The organism is Desulfoprunum sp. (genome assembly GCF_053613775.1).
Genome location: NZ_JBSHXH010000006.1, coordinates 168036 through 186976, shown reverse-complemented (window position 1 = coordinate 186976; position 18941 = coordinate 168036). Strand labels below are relative to the sequence as shown.

Sequence of the window (18941 nt, the reverse complement as noted above, 5' to 3'; positions counted from 1 at the left end):
TCGTGCGCCAAAGAGGTAAATCAAATTTAGAGTAAAATTACACAAAGTTATTTTGGAAGATATACCATTCGCTCACTATCAATCGAAATATTTTGCTTATGAGTTAACGAAGCGCTATCCGCCTGACAGCGTTGAAAAACTCACCGGCGCTGTGGCGAGTGCCCAGGTTGATCTCAACCCGCATCAGGTCGATGCGGCTCTCTTTGCCTTTCAATCGCCGCTGTCGAAAGGGGCCTTGTTGGCAGACGAGGTTGGGCTGGGCAAAACCATCGAAGCCGGTCTTGTCCTTTCGCAAAAATGGGCCGAACGCAGGCGGCGTATCCTTATCATCACCCCTTCCAACCTTCGCAAGCAATGGTTTCAGGAGCTTGCCGAAAAATTCTTTCTTCCCTGCCGCATTCTTGAGGCCAAGTCCTACAATGCCGCCATGAAACAGGGACAGTTTCGGCCGTTTGAGGCGCCGGAAATCGTCATCTGTTCCTATCAGTTCGCCAAGAGTAAGGCTGGAGAGGTCCAGGCTATTGCTTGGGATTTGGTGGTGATCGACGAGGCGCACCGGTTGCGTAACGTCTACAAACCGTCGAATGTCATCGCCAACACGCTCAAGGTTGCACTGGCCGGCAAGGACAAGCTACTGCTCACCGCCACGCCCCTGCAGAACTCCCTGCTGGAGTTGTTCGGACTGGTCAGTTTTATCGATGAGCACACCTTCGGCGACCTGAAAAGTTTCCGCGAACAGTTTGCCAATCTCAATCAGGAACAGGTATTCGAGACGCTCAAGGCACGGCTCAAACCCGTTTGTCATCGCACTTTGCGCCGGCAGGTCACGGCCTATATCCCTTTCACCAAACGCTTGCCTCTCGTGGAAGAGTTCACCCCGGAGGAGAGCGAGAATCGGCTGTATCATTTGGTCTCCGAATACCTGCAACGAGAAAATCTGCAAGCCCTACCCACCGGCCAGCGGTCCCTGATGACCTTGGTGCTGCGCAAACTTTTGGCTTCGTCTACCTTTGCCATCGCCGGGGCGCTCACCTCCATCTCTAACCGACTCAAGGCCAAGCTCCGGCAACAGGAACCGGCCCGGCCTTTGGAAGAGGAACTGGATGGAGACTACGAAGCGTTGGATGGAACTATCGAGGAATGGAGCAACGGTGAATCCGTTGAATCGCTGACCGAGACGGACCGAGCCGCCATTGGACAAGAAGTTGCCGATCTCGATGCCTTCGCCGCCCTAGCCACCTCCATCGAACACAACGCCAAAGGTAAAGCCCTGCTTAAAGCACTGGACATTGCCTTTCTTAAGGCGCGCGAATTTGGCGGTGCAGAGAAAGCGATCATCTTCACTGAATCACGCCGTACCCAAAACTACCTGTTGCGACTGCTGACCGACAGTCCTTGGCGCGAAGGTGTTGTTCTCTTCAACGGCAGCAATACCGATGAATCATCGCGACACATCCTGGCGGAGTGGCTGGAGCGTCACCAGGGCAGCGAACGGGTCACCGGTTCCCGGACCGCCGACATGCGTTCAGCTCTGGTGGATTATTTCCGGGAACAGGGCCGCATCATGATTGCCACCGAGGCTGGCGCCGAGGGGATCAATCTCCAGTTCTGTTCCCTGGTGGTGAACTATGACCTGCCCTGGAATCCGCAGCGCATCGAACAGCGCATTGGTCGCTGTCATCGGTATGGCCAGAAGCATGATGTTGTGGTGGTCAACTTCCTCAACCGCAAGAATGCCGCCGATCAGCGCGTCTATGAACTGTTGGCCGAAAAATTCCAGCTCTTTGAAGGCGTGTTCGGCGCCAGTGACGAGATCTTAGGTACCATCGAATCGGGAGTGGATTTCGAGAAACGGATCGTTACCATCTACCAAAATTGCCGAAGACCTGAGGATATCGAAAGCGCATTCAACCAACTCCAGCTTGAACTCAGCCTGGAGATTAATGCATCCATGACCAGCACCCGGCAGAAGCTCTTGGAGCATTTCGATGATGAAGTGCGCGAGAAACTCAAAATACGCGATGAAGCCTCCCGCGCCTGCCTCAACCGGTACGAACGATTGCTCATGCAACTTTCCCGGTTCGAGCTGGATGATCATGCCGAGTTCATCGATGATTCCTCGTTTCGCCTCAAGGCATTGCCTTTTCCAGCTACCGCTATTCCCTTGGGCTTATATGAGTTGCCCCGCCGATCCGGCGATGCCCATCTGTACCGCCTGAATCATCCATTGGCCGAGGCTCTGCTGGCCCAAGCAAAAGGTCGTGACCTGCCACAGGCTGAAATTCATTTCAACTATGGCCTCCACGACGGCAAGATCTCTCAACTGGAGCCATTCATCGGCAAAGCCGGGTGGCTGGCACTTTCGCTGTTCAGTATCGAATCCCTGGAGCAAGCCGAAGATCACCTCATTTTTGCCGCTTCCACCGATGAGGGCGAGATTTTGGCAGAGGAATTGGCAGCCAGGCTGTTCACACTGCCGGGGAGCGTCGTCAAACAGATCCAAGATCCTCCGCCCGCTCTTTTACAGACCCATCTTCACCGACGCCGAACCGCCATCCAGCGCGATGTCTCCGAACGGAATGCCCGCTTCTTTGCGGCCGAGGCAGACAAGCTCGATGGTTGGGCCGATGACCTGAAAGCAGGGCTGGAACGAGAGATCAAAGAGATTGATCGCCAGATCAAGGAAGTCCGTCGAGCGACGAGCACGGCACTGACTCTGGAGGAAAAGCTCGCCGGTCAAAAACAGATCAAAAGCTTGGAGTCTCAGCGCAACCAGAAACGGCGTTCACTTTTTGAAGCCCAGGATGAGGTGGATCGGCAGCGGGATGAATTAATTGCTCAGATTGAGGGAAAGTTGCAGCAACAAGTTAACTCAATATCACTTTTTACCATGCGCTGGATGGTAGAAAATTGATGGATTCACGAGGGAAATCAAACTTTACATCTATTACCAAGGTTCATAAGTCGACAATCTTAATGAATTGAGCTCATTTCTTCGAAAGGTAGCCAATGCAAATTCCTGAAAGTTACCATGGGCGCGAGCAGGCTTTTGTGAAACATCAGCTTCTCGAAACCTATCTGCTGCGTCTTTTTATGATCATTGGTCAGTATCAAAAAAATATTCGTTACGTGGATTGTTTTTCCGGTCCTTGGCAGGAAGGGTGTGATGACCTTCAAGACACATCGATAGGCATCGCTCTAAAAATAATCCAAAAATGCCGGGAAGGTCTTAAACAAATGGGAAGGAATGTAACGTTCCAGGCCCTGTTCATTGAGAAGAACAAAAAATCTTTTCAGAAATTACAAAATTATCTGGCTGCGAGGCCTCAAAAGGAGGTCTCAACTACAGCACTGACGGGTGATTTTTTCGAATTACGGGAATCAATCCTCGAATGGTGCGGTCCGAATGATTTCACCTTCTTTTTCATTGATCCCAAAGGGTGGAAAAAGGTCGTTGAGATTTCAACCCTTACGCCGCTCCTGAAGCGTCCCAATTCGGAATTCCTGATTAATTTCATGTATGAATTTTTACTCCGTGCCCACAGCCAAGATCTCTTCCAAGAGGATATGCGAGCAATCTTCGGTGAGATTCCTGAAACCGATGGTCGTTCGCCGGAGGAAAAAGAGGAATATCTTGTCAAACTCTATCTGAAACGCCTCAAAGAGATTGTGCCTGCCAGAGGAGGGAAACCTCGTGTCGTTTCCGTGCCGGTGCTGGAGCCAACCATCGACCGAACCTTGTATCATTTGATATATCTGACTCGACATGCAAAAGGCATTACCGTCTTCATGGAGGCATCCGAGAAGCTAGATCTTGTCCAGCGCCGTACCCGGGCTCAGGCAAAACAGAAAAAACGCGAAAACAAAAGCGGCCAACTTGAACTTTTTTCGTCCGCCGATTGGATGCCGATGGAAAAGCATGCTGATCCAGCCGAAGTCAAATTGTTCTGGCTTGACAGGCTGACAAATTCACCCTGCCAGTTTGGCATTGAGGAGTTGGCCGATATGCTCGAAGAATCGGCATGGTTTGAAGGTGATTTGCAGGCAGCTTTTGGTGAACTGGCAAAAGAAGGAAAGGTGAAGAATCTCGACGCAACCGGGAAGCGCCGCAGTAAATTTGTTCACTTCGCAGAAAATCACAGTAAAGGCGAATTTCTTATAAAGGTTATACCATGAGCACCAAAACATCTATTGAATGGACTGAACAGACCTGGAATCCGACAGTTGGTTGCAGCAAAATATCACCCGGCTGCGCCCATTGTTATGCCGAGGTGATGGCTAAACGCTTACAGGCGATGGGTGTCAAAGGCTATGAAAATGGATTTTGCCTAACCCTTCTTCCCACCCGTCTGGCAGAGCCGATGAAGCGCAAGCAGCCCACTGTCTATTTTGTCAACTCGATGAGTGATTTGTTCCATGAGGAAATACCGGACAGTTATCTCTTGCAGATATTGGAGGTCATGCGGCTCGCATCACAGCACACATTCCAGATTTTGACTAAGCGGGCTGAACGGATGGCTGATTTTTTTAGTAAAAATCAAGTGCCGAACAACGTCTGGCTGGGAGTAACTATGGAAGATCGTGCATACGGCCTCCCTCGCCTTCGTGCCCTCAGTAGGATTCCCGCCGCTGTTCGTTTCGTTTCCATTGAACCCCTACTTGAAGATCTCGGCGAAATCGACTTGACCGGTATTCATTGGGTCATTGTCGGTGGAGAATCCGGTCCCAAGGCCCGCCCCATGCGATCCGAATGGGTCTTGAATATCCAACGTCAGTGTGATGAACACGGGATAGCCTTTTTTTTCAAACAATGGGGAGGCTGGAGTGCTGATGGTAAGAAACGAGGCAAGAAACTGAATGGTCGTTTGCTGAATGGCCGGACTTGGGATGCCGTGCCCTTTATGGAAAAGAGGTAAATGTATTTCGCTTATGAGTAAAAAACAAAAACTTGAGTTGACCTGGATTGGCAAGGATGAGCGGCCAAGGTTGGAGCCGCGCATCCTACTGGAGGATCAGGCGTTGTCCTACCATGCCGGGCACCGGGTGACGGAGAAGGACCTGTTCGACAACCGGCTGATCTTCGGCGACAACCTCCTGGCCCTGAAGGCCCTGGAGCAGGAGTTTACCGGCAAGGTCAAGTGTGTGTTTATCGATCCGCCGTACAACACCGGCAGCGCCTTTACCCATTATGACGACGGGGTCGAGCATTCCATCTGGCTGTCGCTGATGCGGGACCGGCTGGAGATCATCCGGCGGCTGCTGGCCGAGGATGGTTCGCTGTGGATCACTATTGACGACAACGAGTGCCATTACTTGAAGGTGTTGTGCGATGAGGTGTTTGGCCGGGGGAATTTTGTTGCAAATTTGGCTTGGCACAAACGAGTTTCACCCGCTAATGACGCTAAATATTTTAGCGGAGACCTGGACCATATCCTCGTCTTTACAAAGAAAAAAGATAATTGGCGGCCAAACAGATTGGATAAAAATGCCTCTCAGCTTGCAAACTACAGAAATCCAGACAATGACCCAAGGGGAGCGTGGAATTCAGCAGCCTATACATGCGCAAAGACGGTCGATGAACGACCAAATCTTTACTATCCGATCACGAATCCTTTTTCTGGCAAGGAAATTTGGCCTAGCAAGACTCGTGTTTGGGCTTATGACCGTAACACACATGAACGGAATGTGAAGGAAGGGCTTTTGTATTGGGGCAAAGAAGGAAAGGGACAAATGCCTCGAATAAAGAAATTTTTAACTCACTCGAAGCCGGTTGTTCCGAGAGCTATTTGGAGTTACGAAGAAGCAGGGCATAATCAGGAATCCAGATTAGAAATCGATAAACTGTTTCCTGGAGATCCTTTCACAACTCCTAAACCCGAGCGTTTATTAAAACGTGTCATCGAAGTAGCTACTGCCCCCGGTGACCTCGTCCTCGACTCCTTTGCCGGTTCCGGCACCACCGGCGCGGTGGCCCACAAGATGGGCCGCCGCTGGATCATGGTGGAACTGGGCGAACACTGCCACACTCACATCATTCCGCGCCTCAAAAAGGTCATCGACGGTGAGGACCAGGGCGGCATCAGCAAGCCGGTCAACTGGCAAGGCGGCGGCGGCTTCCGCTACTACCGCCTGGCGCCGTCGCTGCTGGAAAGGGACCGCTGGGGCAATTGGGTTATCAATCAAACCTACAACGCCGCCATGCTGGCCGAGGCCCTGTGCAAGCTGGAGGGCTTCCGCTATGCGCCCTCCGATTCTGTCTACTGGCAGCATGGCCACTCCACCGAGCAGGACTTCATCTATGTGACCACCGCCAGTCTCACCCACGAGCAATTGCAGGAGCTTGCCGACGAGGTGGGCGAGGGGCGCTCCTTGCTGGTGCTCTGTACTGCCTTCCGGGGCCGGGGCGACTACGCCCATCTCACGGTCAAAAAAATCCCCCGCCAGGTGCTGAGCCGCTGCGAATGGGGCCATGACGACTACAGCCTCAAGGTGGAGAACCTGCCGGCAGCGCCTCCGCCACCGCCATCACTGCCTCTGGAAGAAGCAGAGAAATCTGGAAAAAGACGGCCACGACAGGCATCGCTGTTCGGCGAGGAAGCGTCATGACCAAAACACAAACACCAGTTCAGCTTGCCGACACGCTTTTTCATGAACTCCGCAGCTTGATCGAAGAAACCCGCTCTTCCGTTGCGGTAACGGTCAATGCCGCTTTGACCATGCTGTACTGGCGGGTCGGCAAGCGGATCAGTAAGGAGCTTCTGCAAGAGGAGCGGGCAGCCTATGGCGCGGAGATTTTGCCGACACTGTCTGCAAAATTGCTTCGTGACTTTGGACGCGGCTGGAGTGAACGTAATCTTGCCTATATGGTTCGATTGGCGGAGACCTTTCCCGATGGCGATATTTTGCAGGCGTTGTCTGCAAAATTGAGTTGGAGTCATTTCAAGGCCATCATCTACCTTGATGACCCGCTGAAACGCGATTTCTATGCTGAAATGTGCCGGGTTGAAAGTTGGAATACCCGCACCCTGCAAAAGAAGATCGACTCGATGCTCTTCGAGCGCACCGCTCTGTCCAAGAAACCCGACGAACTGATCCGCCTGGAACTGGATGGTCTGCGCGACGAAGACCGGCTCACACCGGATCTGGTCTTCCGTGATCCCTACTTCCTCGATTTTCTTGGGATCACGGACCGCTACCTGGAAAAAGATCTGGAAGGTGCCATCCTTCGGGAACTGGAAAAGTTTCTCCTGGAACTCGGTGTCGGCTTTACCTTTGTCGCCCGTCAAAAACGCATCCAGGTGGATAACGACGATTATTACCTTGATCTGCTCTTCTTTCATCGGCGCTTAAAACGGTTGGTGGCCATCGAATTGAAACTGGGCGAGTTCAAACCGGCCGATAAGGGACAAATGGAATTGTATCTGCGCTGGCTGGATAAATATGAACGACAGCCCGATGAAAAGACGCCCATCGGGCTGATCCTCTGTTCCGGGAAAAAACAAGAAACCGTTAAACTGCTCGCTCTTGAGCAAAGCGGTATCCGGGTGGCGAAATACCTCACCGAATTACCGCCCCGCGAGATTCTTGCACAGGAACTCCACAAGGCTATTGCTCAGGCGAAAGAACGCATCGATTTGCAACTGGAACACCGAAAAGAGGTGGGGCCATGAACCGTCACGTCAACGCCATCTCCGGCCGGCTATCCTTGCGGCAACCGCAGCGGGAATCCCTGGAAATTTTGCACCGTATCACCGAGATTGCGCCGCCGGGCAAGGAGGCGGACACCGCCGCCGTACTGGAGGTGATCCGCAGCGAATATCCATCGGTCACCGATTTTGAGCGGGATTTTCCCTCGCTTTGCTTTGCCCTGGCCACCGGCGTTGGCAAGACCCGACTCATGGGGGCCTTTGTCAGCTACCTGCATCTGGCCCACGGGATCTGCAATTTCTTCGTGCTGGCGCCGAATCTCACCATCTACAACAAGCTGATCGCCGATTTCACCCCGAACACGCCCAAGTATGTGTTCAAGGGGATCGCCGAGTTCGCCATTGACCCGCCGACGGTCATCACCGGTGACACTTATGAGAGCGGGGTGGGGGTGCGGGAGGCGGCTCGGCGTGCCAACCGGTTGCCAGGCTTTTTTCAGGAAACCGGTGTCCACATCAACATCTTCAACATCTCCAAGATCAACTCCGAAGTGCGGGGCGGTAAGTCGCCGCGTATCAAGCGGCTCTCCGAATATATCGGCGAGAGCTATTTCGATTATCTGGCGGGCCTGCCGGACCTGGTCCTGCTCATGGACGAGTCGCACCGCTACCGGGCCAGCGCCGGCGTGCGGGCCATCAACGAGTTGAAGCCGATCCTCGGCCTGGAGCTGACCGCCACCCCCTTTGTGGAAACCAATAAGGGCGGCGTGGCGTTCAAGAACGTCATCTACGATTATCCCCTGGGCCGGGCCATGAGCGACGGCTTTGTCAAGGAACCGGCGGTGGTGACCCGCAAGGACTTCAATCCGGCCGGAATGTCGGTGGAAGAGATCGAGCGGCTGAAACTGGAAGACGGTATCCGGCTCCATGAGAGCGTCAAGGTGGAACTGGAAACCTATGCCCGCGAGACTCTGCAAGCTATCGTCAAGCCCTTCCTGCTGGTGATTGCCCGCGACACCACCCATGCCGGACAATTGTTGCGGATGATCCAGTCTGGTGTCTTTTTCGAAGGGCGTTATACCGACAAGGTCATCCAGGTGGATTCGAGCAAGACCGGCAAGGACGAGGAAGAAATGATTGAGCGGCTGCTGCGGGTGGAACAGACCGAGGAGCCGACCGAGATCGTCATCCACGTCAACATGCTCAAAGAGGGGTGGGATGTGACCAATCTCTATACCATTGTGCCGCTTCGAGCCGCCAATGCCCGCATCCTCATTGAGCAATCCATCGGCCGGGGGCTGCGGTTGCCCTACGGCAAACGCACCGGGGTGACACCGGTGGATCGGCTCAACATTGTTGCCCATGACAAGTTTCAGGAAATCATCGATGAGGCCAATCGGCCTGATTCCGTCATCCGCATGCAGGCGGTGGTGATTGATGGTTCGGAGCTGGAGAAGAAAACTGCCACCGTGGTGTCGCAATCGCAACTGGCGACCAAGCTGGGTTTACGCCCGGCCCTGGTGACTGCGAGTACCGCAATGGCGGGACAGGAGGTTCAACCAATCTTCACCGGAGCGCAGGAGCAACAGGTGGCGAAAACCGCCTGGGAAGTGATCAAGGGGTATGAGAACAAGCCGGAGATGCTGCCATCGGTCAACCATCTGAAAGATCCGGAGATCCAAGCCGCCATTGTCAAGGCAGTGGAGGCACAACAACCAGCGCAGCTGGCCCTGGAAGGTTTCACGGTCAAGCCGGATATCGCGGCTGTCGTGGCCAAAACAGTCGAATTGGTGACCGAGCAAACCATCGATATCCCTCGTATCCTGGTGGTGCCCAAGGGCGTGGTGAAGTCCGGGTTCAAGCCCTTCACCCTCGAACTCGACAGCCTGAATTATCCGCCGGTATCCGAGGATTTATGGGTACAGTATCTCCGCACCGGAGAAGGAATGGCCGTGACTCCGGCTCGCGGCTGTAGCGAAGAGCCGCGCACGGAGAACTACATCGTCCGTTGCCTGATGGATTTCAACGATATTTCCTACGATGACCACGCAGACCTGCTTTACGATTTGGCGGGGCAGGCAGTTCGTCATTTTGAAAGCTATTTACAGCCGGACGAGGTCATTGATGTAGTGCGTTGCCATCAGCATGAAATTGCCCGCTTCATCTATGTCCAGATGCAGAAACATTACTGGGAGGAAGTCGCAGAGTATGAGGTGAAGGTGAGCAAAGGATTCACCGAATTGAAACCAAGCGCTTACACCTGCAAGACCAATGAGCCGCCAGCCGATTATAAGGTCTCACCTGCGGACAAAAGCAATATGTCCCGTTATCTCTTTGGCGGGTTTACGCGGTGCCTGTACCCGGTGCAGAAATTTGATTCGGATGCGGAACGCAAACTGGCCGTTATTATGGAGCGGGATGCCGTGAAATGGTTCAAACCCGCCAAGGGGCAGTTCCAGATCTTTTATCGTCACGGTGCGGATCATCTGGAATATCAACCCGATTTTGTCGCTGAAACCGAGAGCACAATCTGCATGCTGGAGCCCAAGGCGAGTAATCAGATGAATGATCCTGTGGTGCTCGCCAAGAAAGAGGTTGCCGTCAAATGGTGCGTTAATGCCACGGAATATGCGAAAAGCCATGGAGGAAAACCATGGCGTTACGTGCTGATTCCCCACGATGGTATTGCCACCAATATGACACTCAATGGGTTGGCGCAGATGTATGGAATATGAAGGAGAATGGCAGCGATTTATTTCTCTAGGGAAAACCCCCGGCTTTGCCGGGGGACCATAATAGTTTGACAGATCCTGCAAAATACTGAAGCCTCCGTCCCTGTGAACCGGTCAAAGTCACAAGAAGGAGGCTTCATGAACGACGTACAAAGCTTAAGTCACTCCAAGTGGAAATGCAAGTACCATGTAGTATGGATACCGAAATGCAGGCGGAAGATGCTTTACGGTCATCTTCGTAAAAACCTTGGGGAGGTTTTCCATGAACTTGCGCGGCAGAAGGAGAGCAAAGTCCTTGAAGGGCATTTGCAGGCCGATCATGTCCACATGCTGATATCGATACCACCAAAGTATGCTGTGGCACAGGTGATCGGGTACATGAAGGGCAAAAGCGCCATTCACATAGCCCGGACGTATCTGGGCCAGAAGAAAAACTACGTAGGCATGAATTTTTGGGCTCGAGGGTACTATGTTTCAACTGTTGGTACCGATGAAGAGGTTGTAAGCACGTATATAAAAGATCAGGAAAAAGAAGATTTTCGGGTTGAACAACTGTCGCTCTTCAAATAGGCGACCACCGAACGGTGGTCAGTTAATTTTTTGAACATACCGCTTTGAGCGGTTCACAATTATAAAGCCACCGGCTTTGCCGGTGGATACTTACTTAGAGACCACCGACCCGCCGCTGGCCTGGGGCGAGGTCAACGGTATCCTGCGGCGGACGAGATGAGGTCGGTGACAACAAAACGGCAAGGTGCGGCGGGGCGGGGCATCAACCGTAGCGCCGGCGCCGACCACCAGGTTCAGCGGTGGTTTTTCGGCCGGTCGAGATAATCGATCCCCGACGCGTGCAGTTCCTCCAGTTTGGACTCGATTCTGTCGCCCAGGGTCTTCAGCACCTTGATGCGGGCGAAATTCTTGTCGTTGGCTTCCACCAGCGTCCACGGGGCCAGATGGGTGCTGGTGCGATCGACCATGTCGCACACCGCCTGTTCGTAGAGTTCCCACTTATCGCGGTTGCGCCAATCCTCCCCGGTGATCTTGAACCGTTTGAAGCCGGTCGCCTGCCGTTCCTCGAAGCGCCGCAACTGCTCGTCCTTGGTGATGGTCAGCCAGAACTTGACCACCAGCAGGTGATGGCGGACCATCTGCGCCTCGAACTCGTTGATCTCACCGTAGGCCCGCATCCAGTCGGCCTCGGCGCAGAAGCCCTCGACCCGCTCCACCAGCACCCGGCCGTACCAGGAGCGGTCGAAGATCGTGACCCGGCCCTTGCGCGGCAGCTGTCGCCAGAACCGCCACAGATAGGGCTGGGCCCGCTCTTCCTCGGTGGGGGCGGCGATGGGGATGACCTGGTAGCTGCGGGCATCGAGGGCGCCGGTGATGCGGCGGATGCTGCCGCCCTTGCCGGCGGCGTCGTTGCCCTCGAACACCACGATCACCGACATGTACTTGAACTTGATGTCACGGGTCAGGGTGTTGAGCCGGCCCTGGTATTTCTCGAGCTTGATCTTGAAGCGGTCCTTGTCCAGCACCCGGGTCATGTCCAGGGTCTTCAACAGGTGCAGATTGTCGATGGCCGGGATCAGCGGCGGCGCCAGGATCTTGGGCGGCGGGGTTTTCGCCAGATCCAGCCGGTCGCGGATGGCCTTGAGAATGACCCGGCCCACGGTCAGATTGCGGTAGCTGGCGTCCTCGCCTTCGACGATCAGCCAGGGGGCCTCGGCGGTGCTGGTGTGGCGGATGACGTTTTCGTGGACCTCGTGGAACTTGTCATAGGCCTTGAAGTGTTTCCAGTCGCGGTCGGTGACCTGCCACCGGGTCAGGGGGTTCTTCTCCAGCTTTTTCAGCCGTTTCTCCTGCTTTTCCTTCGACAGATGGAGCCAGAACTTGATCACCAGGGCGCCCTCGTCGACCAGCATCTTTTCCAGCCGCTTGGCCCGCTCCAGGCTCTGCTCGAGATCGGCCTCCTTGGTGACGCCGCGCACCCGGTTGAGGATCGGCCAGGTATACCAGGAACCGAGGAACACACCGATCTTGCCCTTTGGCGGCAGGGCCCGCCAGAAGCGCCACATCATCGGCCGGTCGAGTTCCTCGTCCGACGGTTCGCCCATGCCGTGGGTCTGGATATGGCGCGGGTCCATCCATTCGTTGAGCAGGTTGACGGTCGCCCCGCGGCCGGCGCCGTCCAATCCGCCGATCAGGATGATTACCGGGAAACCGGCCGCTTCCGCCAGATCCAGCTGCGCCTCGAGCAGGGCCTCGCGCAGGGGCGGGACTTCCTTGTCATAGACGGACTTCTTGATCCTGTGTCCCAGTTCCGCGGATTCGAACATCGGTTTTCTCCTCATGATGGTGGCGACGGCCCCACGCCATGGTTCCGGACCTGCCGGAGGCGGCGATGGGCCTACGCGCTTCATGCCGGATTTTACACCTGATCGGCCCGGCAGGACAAGGGAGGGGGGAGAACTTTCAACGGCGGTCGATCCTGATGCAGACCAGGATCAAGAGCTGGAAGCCTGTCAACGGAGTGGGAATACCGAATTCCGGGGCGCCGTTCCGCCGGTCAGGCGGTCTTCGCCGCATCCAGCCCCAACGGCGTCAGGACCTGGGAGTTGAAGTACTCGACGATGGCATTGTCGGATTTTTCCCCGATCATGGCGGCACATTCCTCGATCCGCCGCGCCAGCTCCTGGGTTCTCAGCCAGCAGGCGTTGCGGGCCTGCTCGATAGGGAGCCAGTCTCCCTTTGCTGAAAACCGGAGCCCGGCGGGGCGGATTTCCGGGAAGAGCTTTTCCCGCAGGCTGTCGAAGAAGGTGAGGTAGAAGCCGAGGGTTGACGGCCGCTGCTGCTCGATGATGTAGGCGAGGGGACCGCTGGGGTGGGTGTCGGCCAGGATGTCCTTCACCGCCCGGCCGACCAGTTCGAGGATCGAGCCGGGGAAATGGGCGATGAGGCGCCGCAGCGACTCCGACAGGCGCTCCCCCTGCAGCAGTTCCCCGACCTCGTGGTACAGGAACAGGTCCATCTCCTGTTCGACGATGGCGTCCAGCGATTGTTTGAACAGCTCCTGATCGACTGCGCCGCCCTTCAACAGCCCATGGGATTTCAGCGCCAGCCGCAGCGACACCTTGCAGGAGGCGCGCATTTCCTGGACCTGGTCCCACAGGAAGGTGCGGAGCGCCTGTTTGCGGAGGATGATCAGCCCATCCTGGACCATGGCGAAGGGGCTGGCCATTTCCCTGGCCTGCTCGGTGCCGAGAATGACCGCCGGACAGCCCTCGATGGTCCGCTGCTGAAGTTTTTCCGCCAGAAAAAAGATGGTCTTCATCGACCGGCCGTAGCCGGCTCCATAAACCAGTGTCCCGTTGAGGGTGGCGTTGACTTCCTCCAGATCCAACGGGGCGACCCGCCTCCCCGCCACCGTCAGCGGTCGGAACGTCTCGTCGGCGATGGTCTGCCAGTAGTTTTCCTTGGTCTCGATCCAGTCGAGCAGGATGGCGGATCCCGGCTCCTCCCAGGGCTGCAGGCCCATTTCCCATTTGTACAGGTTGCGGAGCTTGAGCACCATGGTGCACAGGGAGTAGATCCCATGGTCCCGGGCATCGGAGATATCGCAGTTGTGCTGGACATCCCCGATCAGATCGGTATCGAGAACTGCTGGTGTCGTGAGAATATCTGCCATGCGGCGGCCGCTCCTTCGGTGCTGATGCGGTGGGGTGAGGGATGGTTTTCGCGGGCTTTTCCGGTGGCTGTCGCGGTGGGAGGCCCCACATCTATTGTAACCATCAATCCGGCGGAAAGAACGAGGGCGCGGATATTTCCCTCATTTTTCCACCGGACCTCCGTCCCGTTGCCATCACGGAGAGCGTCATCGATTGCATCGAAGACCTCAGGAGGCAGTACCGGCGCACTGTCCTCGCGGAAATACCTCCTGTGCCGGAGATGCCACGCCCATTGGTCGAGGCTCCATCTTCAGCCCCATCGCCCGAAAACCCGGGGGGACGGCCGGGCTATTTCTTCAACCTCTCGATTTCCTGGCACCAGAAGGCCGGGCCGGTCTTGTGCACCGATTCGCCGCGGCAGTCGACCGCCACCGTCACCGGCATGTCCTCGACCTCGAATTCGTAGATCGCCTCCATGCCGAGGTCGGCGAAGGCCACGGTCCGCGATTTCTTGATCGCCTTCGACACCAGGTAGGCCGCCCCGCCGACCGCCATCAGGTAGACCGCGCCGTGCTGTTTGATCGAGGCGATGGCGGCGTCGCCGCGCTCGGCCTTGCCGATCATCCCCAGCAGGCCGAACTGCTCGAGCATCATCGGTGTGTACTTGTCCATCCGGGTGGAGGTGGTGGGGCCGGCCGGTCCGACGACCTCGTCGCCGACCGGGTCGACCGGGCCGACATAGTAGATGAAGCGGCCGTTGAAATCGACCCCCTCCGGCAACGGCTTGCCCTCGGCGTAGAGCTGCTGGATGCGGCGGTGGGCGGCATCGCGGCCGGTGAGGATCCTGCCGCTGAGCAGCAGGGTCTCGCCGGTCTTCCAACCCGCGATGTCGGCCTTGGTCAGGCCGTCGAGCTGCACCCGGCGCACCTCGCTGCCGCCCTCGAGGGTGATCTCCGGCCAGGCGCTGATATCGGGCGGGGTGAAGACCGCGGGGCCGCTGCCGTCGAGGTGGAAGTGGATGTGGCGGGCGGCGGCGCAGTTGGGGATCATCGCCACCGGCAGCGAGGCGGCATGGGTCGGATAGTCGCGGACCTTGACGTCGACCACCGTGGTCAGGCCGCCCAGGCCCTGGGCGCCGATGCCGAGATCATTGACCGCCTGGAAGATCTCCAGCCGCAGTTCCTCGAGCTTGTTGGCCGGGCCGCGGGCGATCAGTTCGTGGATGTCGACCGGCTCCATCAGCGATTCCTTGGCCAGGACCATCGCCTTGTCGACCGTGCCGCCGATGCCGATCCCGAGGATGCCGGGCGGGCACCAGCCGGCGCCCATGGTCGGCACCGTCTTCTTGATCCATTCGACGATCGAATCGCTGGGGTTGAGCATCACCGACTTGCTCTTGTTTTCCGAGCCGCCGCCCTTGGCAGCGATCAGCACCTCGCAGCCGTTGCCGGCCACCAGCTCGGTATAGACGATCGCCGGGGTGTTGTCGCGGCTGTTGCGGCGCTCGGTGGCGGGGCCGACGACCACCGACTTGCGCAGCGGGTTGACCGGGTCGCAGTAGGCCCGCCGCACCCCTTCATCGACCATTTCCTGGATCGTCATCTCGGTGTCGAAGCGGCAGTTCATCCCGATCTTGACGAAGGCGGTGACGATGCCGGTGTCCTGGCAGACCGGCCGCCGGCCGATGGCACACATCCGGGAGTTGATCAGGATCTGGCCGATCGCGTCCTTGGCCGCCGGGTTGGCCTCCTTCTGATAGGCGGCGTACATGGCGTCGACGAAATCGAGGGGATGGTAGCAGGAGATGTACTGCAGGCTGTCGGCGATGGAATCGATGAAATCTGCCTTCTTGATGATGGTCATGTCGTGTCCTTCCTCGTGCTGGGGTTGGCGGAGCTGTTGATGGGTTGGGAGACAGGGTACATCAGCGCCCCATACTACTGCGAAATCCGGTCGCCGGTCAAGTCCCGGCTGGCGCTGAATGGTTGTCCCAGCGGTTGAAAACATGACAAAAATGCCGCCGCCGGGAAAAAGACGGCCCGGGACGTTGAACCGGGCGGGGGAATGGCGTACATAGAAAGGAACGACAACGGAGCGCCGCCGTCACCGGATAGGCGTCGGCTCCGACAATCACAACGGGAGATGCTATGAAGAGACTATTGATAATGGCGGTGCTGCTGCTGGTCGGCCTGACGGGGGCCCCGGGGCGGGCGGCGATGACGATCAAGCTCGGGGTGGTCACCAAGCCGGGCTCGGCCCAGAATATCGCCGCCGACAAGTTCAGGGAACTGGTGGAGCAGCGGTCGCAGGGGGCGATCACCGTCAAGATCTACGACTCCGCCTCGATCGGCAACGAGACCGAGATCCTGCAGCAGATCCAGATGAATACGGTGCAGATGGGGATCATCACCAGCGGCCCCTTCGACACCTTCGACCCCATCGTCCGGGTGATCGACTACCCCTTCCTGTTCAAGGACAGCGAGCAGGCCGATGCGATCCTCGACGGTCCGATCGGTCGGGAAGTCCTGGACTCGCTGGAGACCTCCGGCTTCAAGGGGCTGTGCTTTTCCGAAAACGGTTTCCGCCACCTGACCAACAGCCGCCGGCCGGTCAAGGGGCCGGAGGACGTCAAGGGCCTGAAGATCAGGGTGATGGCGTCGGCGATGCACAAAACCATCTGGCAGACCTTGGGCGCCAACCCGACGCCGATGCCGTGGCCGGTCTACACCGAACTGGAGCAGCGGGTGATCGACGGCCAGGAGAACCCGTTGTGGCTGATGGTCGAGTACAAACTGTGGGAGGTCCAGAAATACCTGACCCTGAGCCGCCATGTGTACTCGCCGCATATCGACGTCGCCTCGCTGGCCTGGTGGCGGACCCTCGACGTCGCCACCCAGGAGATGCTTGCCACGGCGATGCGCGATGCGGCCCACTACCAGCGGCAGCACAACCGCGACGGCGATGCCGAGCGGCTGCGGCTCTTGAAGGAGAAGGGCTTCGTGGTCGAGGAGCATCCCGACATCGACGGCCTGCGCCGCAAGGTGGCCGGCCTCAAGGATATGGACATCTACCGGGACCCGCGGGTCAAGGCGATGCTGCTCCGGTTGCTGGAAGCGGTGCAGGGCCGGTAGCCGGTGGAGCTGTTTGCCAGGATCAACGCCTGGATCAACCGGGGGACGGAGGCCCTGCTGGCGATCCTCGGCATCGCGATGGCGGTGGTCGTCGCCGTCCAGGTGGTCTGCCGCTACCTCTTCAACCATTCCCTGTTCTGGTCGGAGGAGGTGGCCCGCTATCTCCTGGTGTGGCTGACTTTTCTCGGGGCGGCCGCCGCCTATTACCGCCGCGCCCACCCCGGCATCGATGTCCTGTCGGCCTGGCTGGGACCGGGTTGGCGCCGGGTCAAGGCGATGGCCGTCCATCTCGTCTGTCTCGGATTTTTTGCGGTGCTGATCTGGCAGGGGGCGATCTTCAGCCACTTTGTCCGTCTGCAGATCAGCCCCGCCCTGGCCCTGCCGCTGTGGCTGGTGGTGGTGATCATCCCGGTGGCCGGCGTCATCCTCGTCTGCCACTGCCTCCTCTTCCTGTGCCGCGAGCTGCGGGAGACGGGCGATGACCGCTGAGATCCTGCTGGTGGTCCTGCTCGTCCTGTTCCTGATCGACACCCCGATCGCCGTCGCCATCGGCGCCGCCTCGGTCGCCGCCATCGCCTGCCAAGGCGATTTTCCGCTGCAGATGGTCATCCAGCGGCTGTTTTCCGGGACCGATTCCTTCCACCTGCTGGCGGTACCGCTGTTCATGTTCGCCGGGACCATCATGGAGCAAGGGGGCATCAGCCGACGGCTGATCGATTTCGCCACCGCCCTGGTCGGCTGGCTGCCCGGCGGCATGGCGGCGGTGGCGGTGGTCTCGGCGATGTTCTTCGCCGGCATCTCCGGCTCGGCGGCGGCCGATACCGCGGCGGTCGGCTCGATCCTGATCCCGGCGATGAAGAAATCCGGCTATCGCTCCGATTTCGCCGCCGCGGTCCAGGCCTCGGGCGGGTCGATCGGGATCATCATTCCGCCGTCGATCCCGATGATCGTCTTCGGTTTCCTCACCGGGGCCTCGATCGGCCGGCTGTTCACCGCCGGCGTCCTCCCCGGTCTGCTGATCGGTCTGTCGCTGATCATCGTCTCGAGCCTGATCTCCAGACGGCAGGGCTATGGGGCCCAGGCCCCCTTTTCGCCGGCCGAGGTTCTGCGGACCGGACGCCGGGCCCTGCTGGCCCTCGGCGCCCCGGTCATCATCCTCGGCGGCATCCTCTCCGGGATCTTCACCGCCACCGAATCGGCGGCGGTGGCGGTGGTCTACGGCCTCGTCGTCGGCATGGCCGTGTATCGGCGGATCGCCCCGCGCGACCTGCCGCGGTTGTTCATCACCGGGTCGATCACCGCCGCGATCGTCATGTTCATCATCGCCTGCGCCTCGGTGTTCAGCTGGATCGCCGCCATCGAGGATATCCCGGTCCGGATGGCCGCCGGCCTGCTGGCGCTGACCGACAACCGGCTCCTGCTGCTGCTGTCGGTCAACCTGGTCCTGCTGATCGCCGGCACCTTCGTCGAGACCACCGCCGCCCTGATCCTGCTGGTGCCGATGATCGTGGCGCTGCTGCCGGATCTGGGGATCGATCTGATCCACCTCGGGGTGATCGTCGTCACCAACCTGGCGATCGGCATGCTGACCCCGCCGATGGGGATCTGCCTGATCGTCTCCTCGTCGATCTCCGGCGACCGTCTGGCGGCGATCTGCCGCCGGATCGTGCCCTTTCTTCTTGTGCTGCTGGTCGATCTGGCGATCATCACCTACTGGCCGCCACTGACCATGGCGCTGGTCGGCATGCTCAGGTAGATGCGGTTCCC

At 57.8% G+C, this 18941-nt stretch carries 13 protein-coding genes; 10 read left to right on the top strand and 3 right to left on the bottom strand.

Annotation, left to right across the window (positions count from 1 at the left end):
• Positions 1-52 precede the first annotated feature (52 nt).
• From ACWGKN_RS13595 to tnpA, 7 genes are all read left to right on the top strand, one after another.
• The gene (locus ACWGKN_RS13595) at positions 53-2914 is read left to right on the top strand and encodes an SNF2-related protein (RefSeq protein ID WP_452095454.1); all 2862 of its coding nucleotides are present in this window, start codon (positions 53-55) and stop codon (positions 2912-2914) included.
• A gap of 95 nt (positions 2915-3009) precedes the next feature.
• Entirely contained in the window at positions 3010-4176 is a 1167-nt protein-coding gene (gene tcmP / locus ACWGKN_RS13590) for a three-Cys-motif partner protein TcmP (RefSeq protein WP_052159768.1), read from the top strand.
• Positions 4173-4916, top strand: a complete 744-nt coding sequence (locus ACWGKN_RS13585) for a DUF5131 family protein (protein WP_035227858.1) — start codon at positions 4173-4175, stop codon at positions 4914-4916. Before tcmP ends, ACWGKN_RS13585 begins: the two co-directional genes overlap by 4 nt.
• 13 nt (positions 4917-4929) lie before the next feature.
• Positions 4930-6606 carry a site-specific DNA-methyltransferase gene (locus ACWGKN_RS13580; protein WP_452095453.1) on the top strand — a complete coding sequence of 559 codons (1677 nt, stop codon included), beginning with the start codon at positions 4930-4932 and terminating at the stop codon, positions 6604-6606.
• Positions 6603-7670 carry a PDDEXK nuclease domain-containing protein gene (locus tag ACWGKN_RS13575; RefSeq protein WP_452095452.1) on the top strand — a complete coding sequence of 356 codons (1068 nt, stop codon included), beginning with the start codon at positions 6603-6605 and terminating at the stop codon, positions 7668-7670. The genes ACWGKN_RS13580 and ACWGKN_RS13575 overlap by 4 nt, the downstream gene beginning before the upstream one ends.
• Positions 7667-10381 (top strand): DEAD/DEAH box helicase, encoded by a 2715-nt coding sequence (locus ACWGKN_RS13570; RefSeq protein ID WP_452095451.1) that lies wholly within the window; start codon positions 7667-7669, stop codon positions 10379-10381. Before ACWGKN_RS13575 ends, ACWGKN_RS13570 begins: the two co-directional genes overlap by 4 nt.
• A 135-nt stretch (positions 10382-10516) precedes the next feature.
• Positions 10517-10948, top strand: coding sequence for an IS200/IS605 family transposase (gene tnpA, locus ACWGKN_RS13565; protein ID WP_035227848.1), 432 nt, complete (start codon positions 10517-10519; stop codon positions 10946-10948).
• A gap of 233 nt (positions 10949-11181) precedes the next feature.
• Here the strand turns inward: tnpA and pap are convergent, their stop codons facing one another.
• The 3 genes from pap to ACWGKN_RS13550 form a co-directional block, all read right to left on the bottom strand.
• Positions 11182-12714 carry a polyphosphate:AMP phosphotransferase gene (gene pap, locus ACWGKN_RS13560; protein ID WP_424252779.1) on the bottom strand — a complete coding sequence of 511 codons (1533 nt, stop codon included), beginning with the start codon at positions 12712-12714 and terminating at the stop codon, positions 11182-11184.
• Positions 12715-12944: 230 nt separating this feature from the next.
• Complete coding sequence (locus ACWGKN_RS13555; RefSeq protein WP_452095450.1) at positions 12945-14063, bottom strand: Sfum_1244 family protein; 1119 nt, start codon at positions 14061-14063, stop codon at positions 12945-12947.
• 328 nt (positions 14064-14391) lie between these two features.
• On the bottom strand, positions 14392-15906 hold the full coding sequence (locus ACWGKN_RS13550; protein ID WP_035227840.1) for a fumarate hydratase: 1515 nt from the start codon (positions 15904-15906) through the stop codon (positions 14392-14394).
• A 284-nt stretch (positions 15907-16190) separates the two neighbouring features.
• Here ACWGKN_RS13550 and ACWGKN_RS13545 point away from each other — a divergent pair, with 284 nt between their 5' ends.
• The 3 genes from ACWGKN_RS13545 to ACWGKN_RS13535 are packed head-to-tail and all read left to right on the top strand — an operon-like array spanning position 16191 to position 18930.
• Complete coding sequence (locus ACWGKN_RS13545) at positions 16191-17174, top strand: TRAP transporter substrate-binding protein (protein WP_052159767.1); 984 nt, start codon at positions 16191-16193, stop codon at positions 17172-17174.
• 3 nt (positions 17175-17177) lie between these two features.
• Positions 17178-17663: a TRAP transporter small permease gene (locus ACWGKN_RS13540; protein WP_035227837.1), complete on the top strand. Its 486-nt coding sequence runs from the start codon at positions 17178-17180 to the stop codon at positions 17661-17663.
• Positions 17653-18930, top strand: coding sequence for a TRAP transporter large permease (locus ACWGKN_RS13535; protein WP_035227834.1), 1278 nt, complete (start codon positions 17653-17655; stop codon positions 18928-18930). Before ACWGKN_RS13540 ends, ACWGKN_RS13535 begins: the two co-directional genes overlap by 11 nt.
• Positions 18931-18941 lie beyond the last annotated feature (11 nt).

Excerpts from the sequence above, each read along its gene's own strand:
- ACWGKN_RS13580 (WP_452095453.1), top strand. The coding sequence starts at position 4,930 with ATGAGTAAAAAACAAAAACTTGAGTTGACCTGGATTGGCAAGGATGAG.
- ACWGKN_RS13550 (WP_035227840.1), bottom strand. The coding sequence starts at position 15,906 with ATGACCATCATCAAGAAGGCAGATTTCATCGATTCCATCGCCGACAGC.
- tnpA (WP_035227848.1), top strand. The coding sequence starts at position 10,517 with ATGAACGACGTACAAAGCTTAAGTCACTCCAAGTGGAAATGCAAGTAC.
- ACWGKN_RS13570 (WP_452095451.1), top strand. The coding sequence starts at position 7,667 with ATGAACCGTCACGTCAACGCCATCTCCGGCCGGCTATCCTTGCGGCAA.
- pap (WP_424252779.1), bottom strand. The coding sequence starts at position 12,714 with ATGTTCGAATCCGCGGAACTGGGACACAGGATCAAGAAGTCCGTCTAT.
- ACWGKN_RS13535 (WP_035227834.1), top strand. The coding sequence starts at position 17,653 with ATGACCGCTGAGATCCTGCTGGTGGTCCTGCTCGTCCTGTTCCTGATC.
- tcmP (WP_052159768.1), top strand. The coding sequence starts at position 3,010 with ATGCAAATTCCTGAAAGTTACCATGGGCGCGAGCAGGCTTTTGTGAAA.
- ACWGKN_RS13575 (WP_452095452.1), top strand. The coding sequence starts at position 6,603 with ATGACCAAAACACAAACACCAGTTCAGCTTGCCGACACGCTTTTTCAT.
- ACWGKN_RS13585 (WP_035227858.1), top strand. The coding sequence starts at position 4,173 with ATGAGCACCAAAACATCTATTGAATGGACTGAACAGACCTGGAATCCG.
- ACWGKN_RS13555 (WP_452095450.1), bottom strand. The coding sequence starts at position 14,063 with ATGGCAGATATTCTCACGACACCAGCAGTTCTCGATACCGATCTGATC.
- ACWGKN_RS13545 (WP_052159767.1), top strand. The coding sequence starts at position 16,191 with ATGAAGAGACTATTGATAATGGCGGTGCTGCTGCTGGTCGGCCTGACG.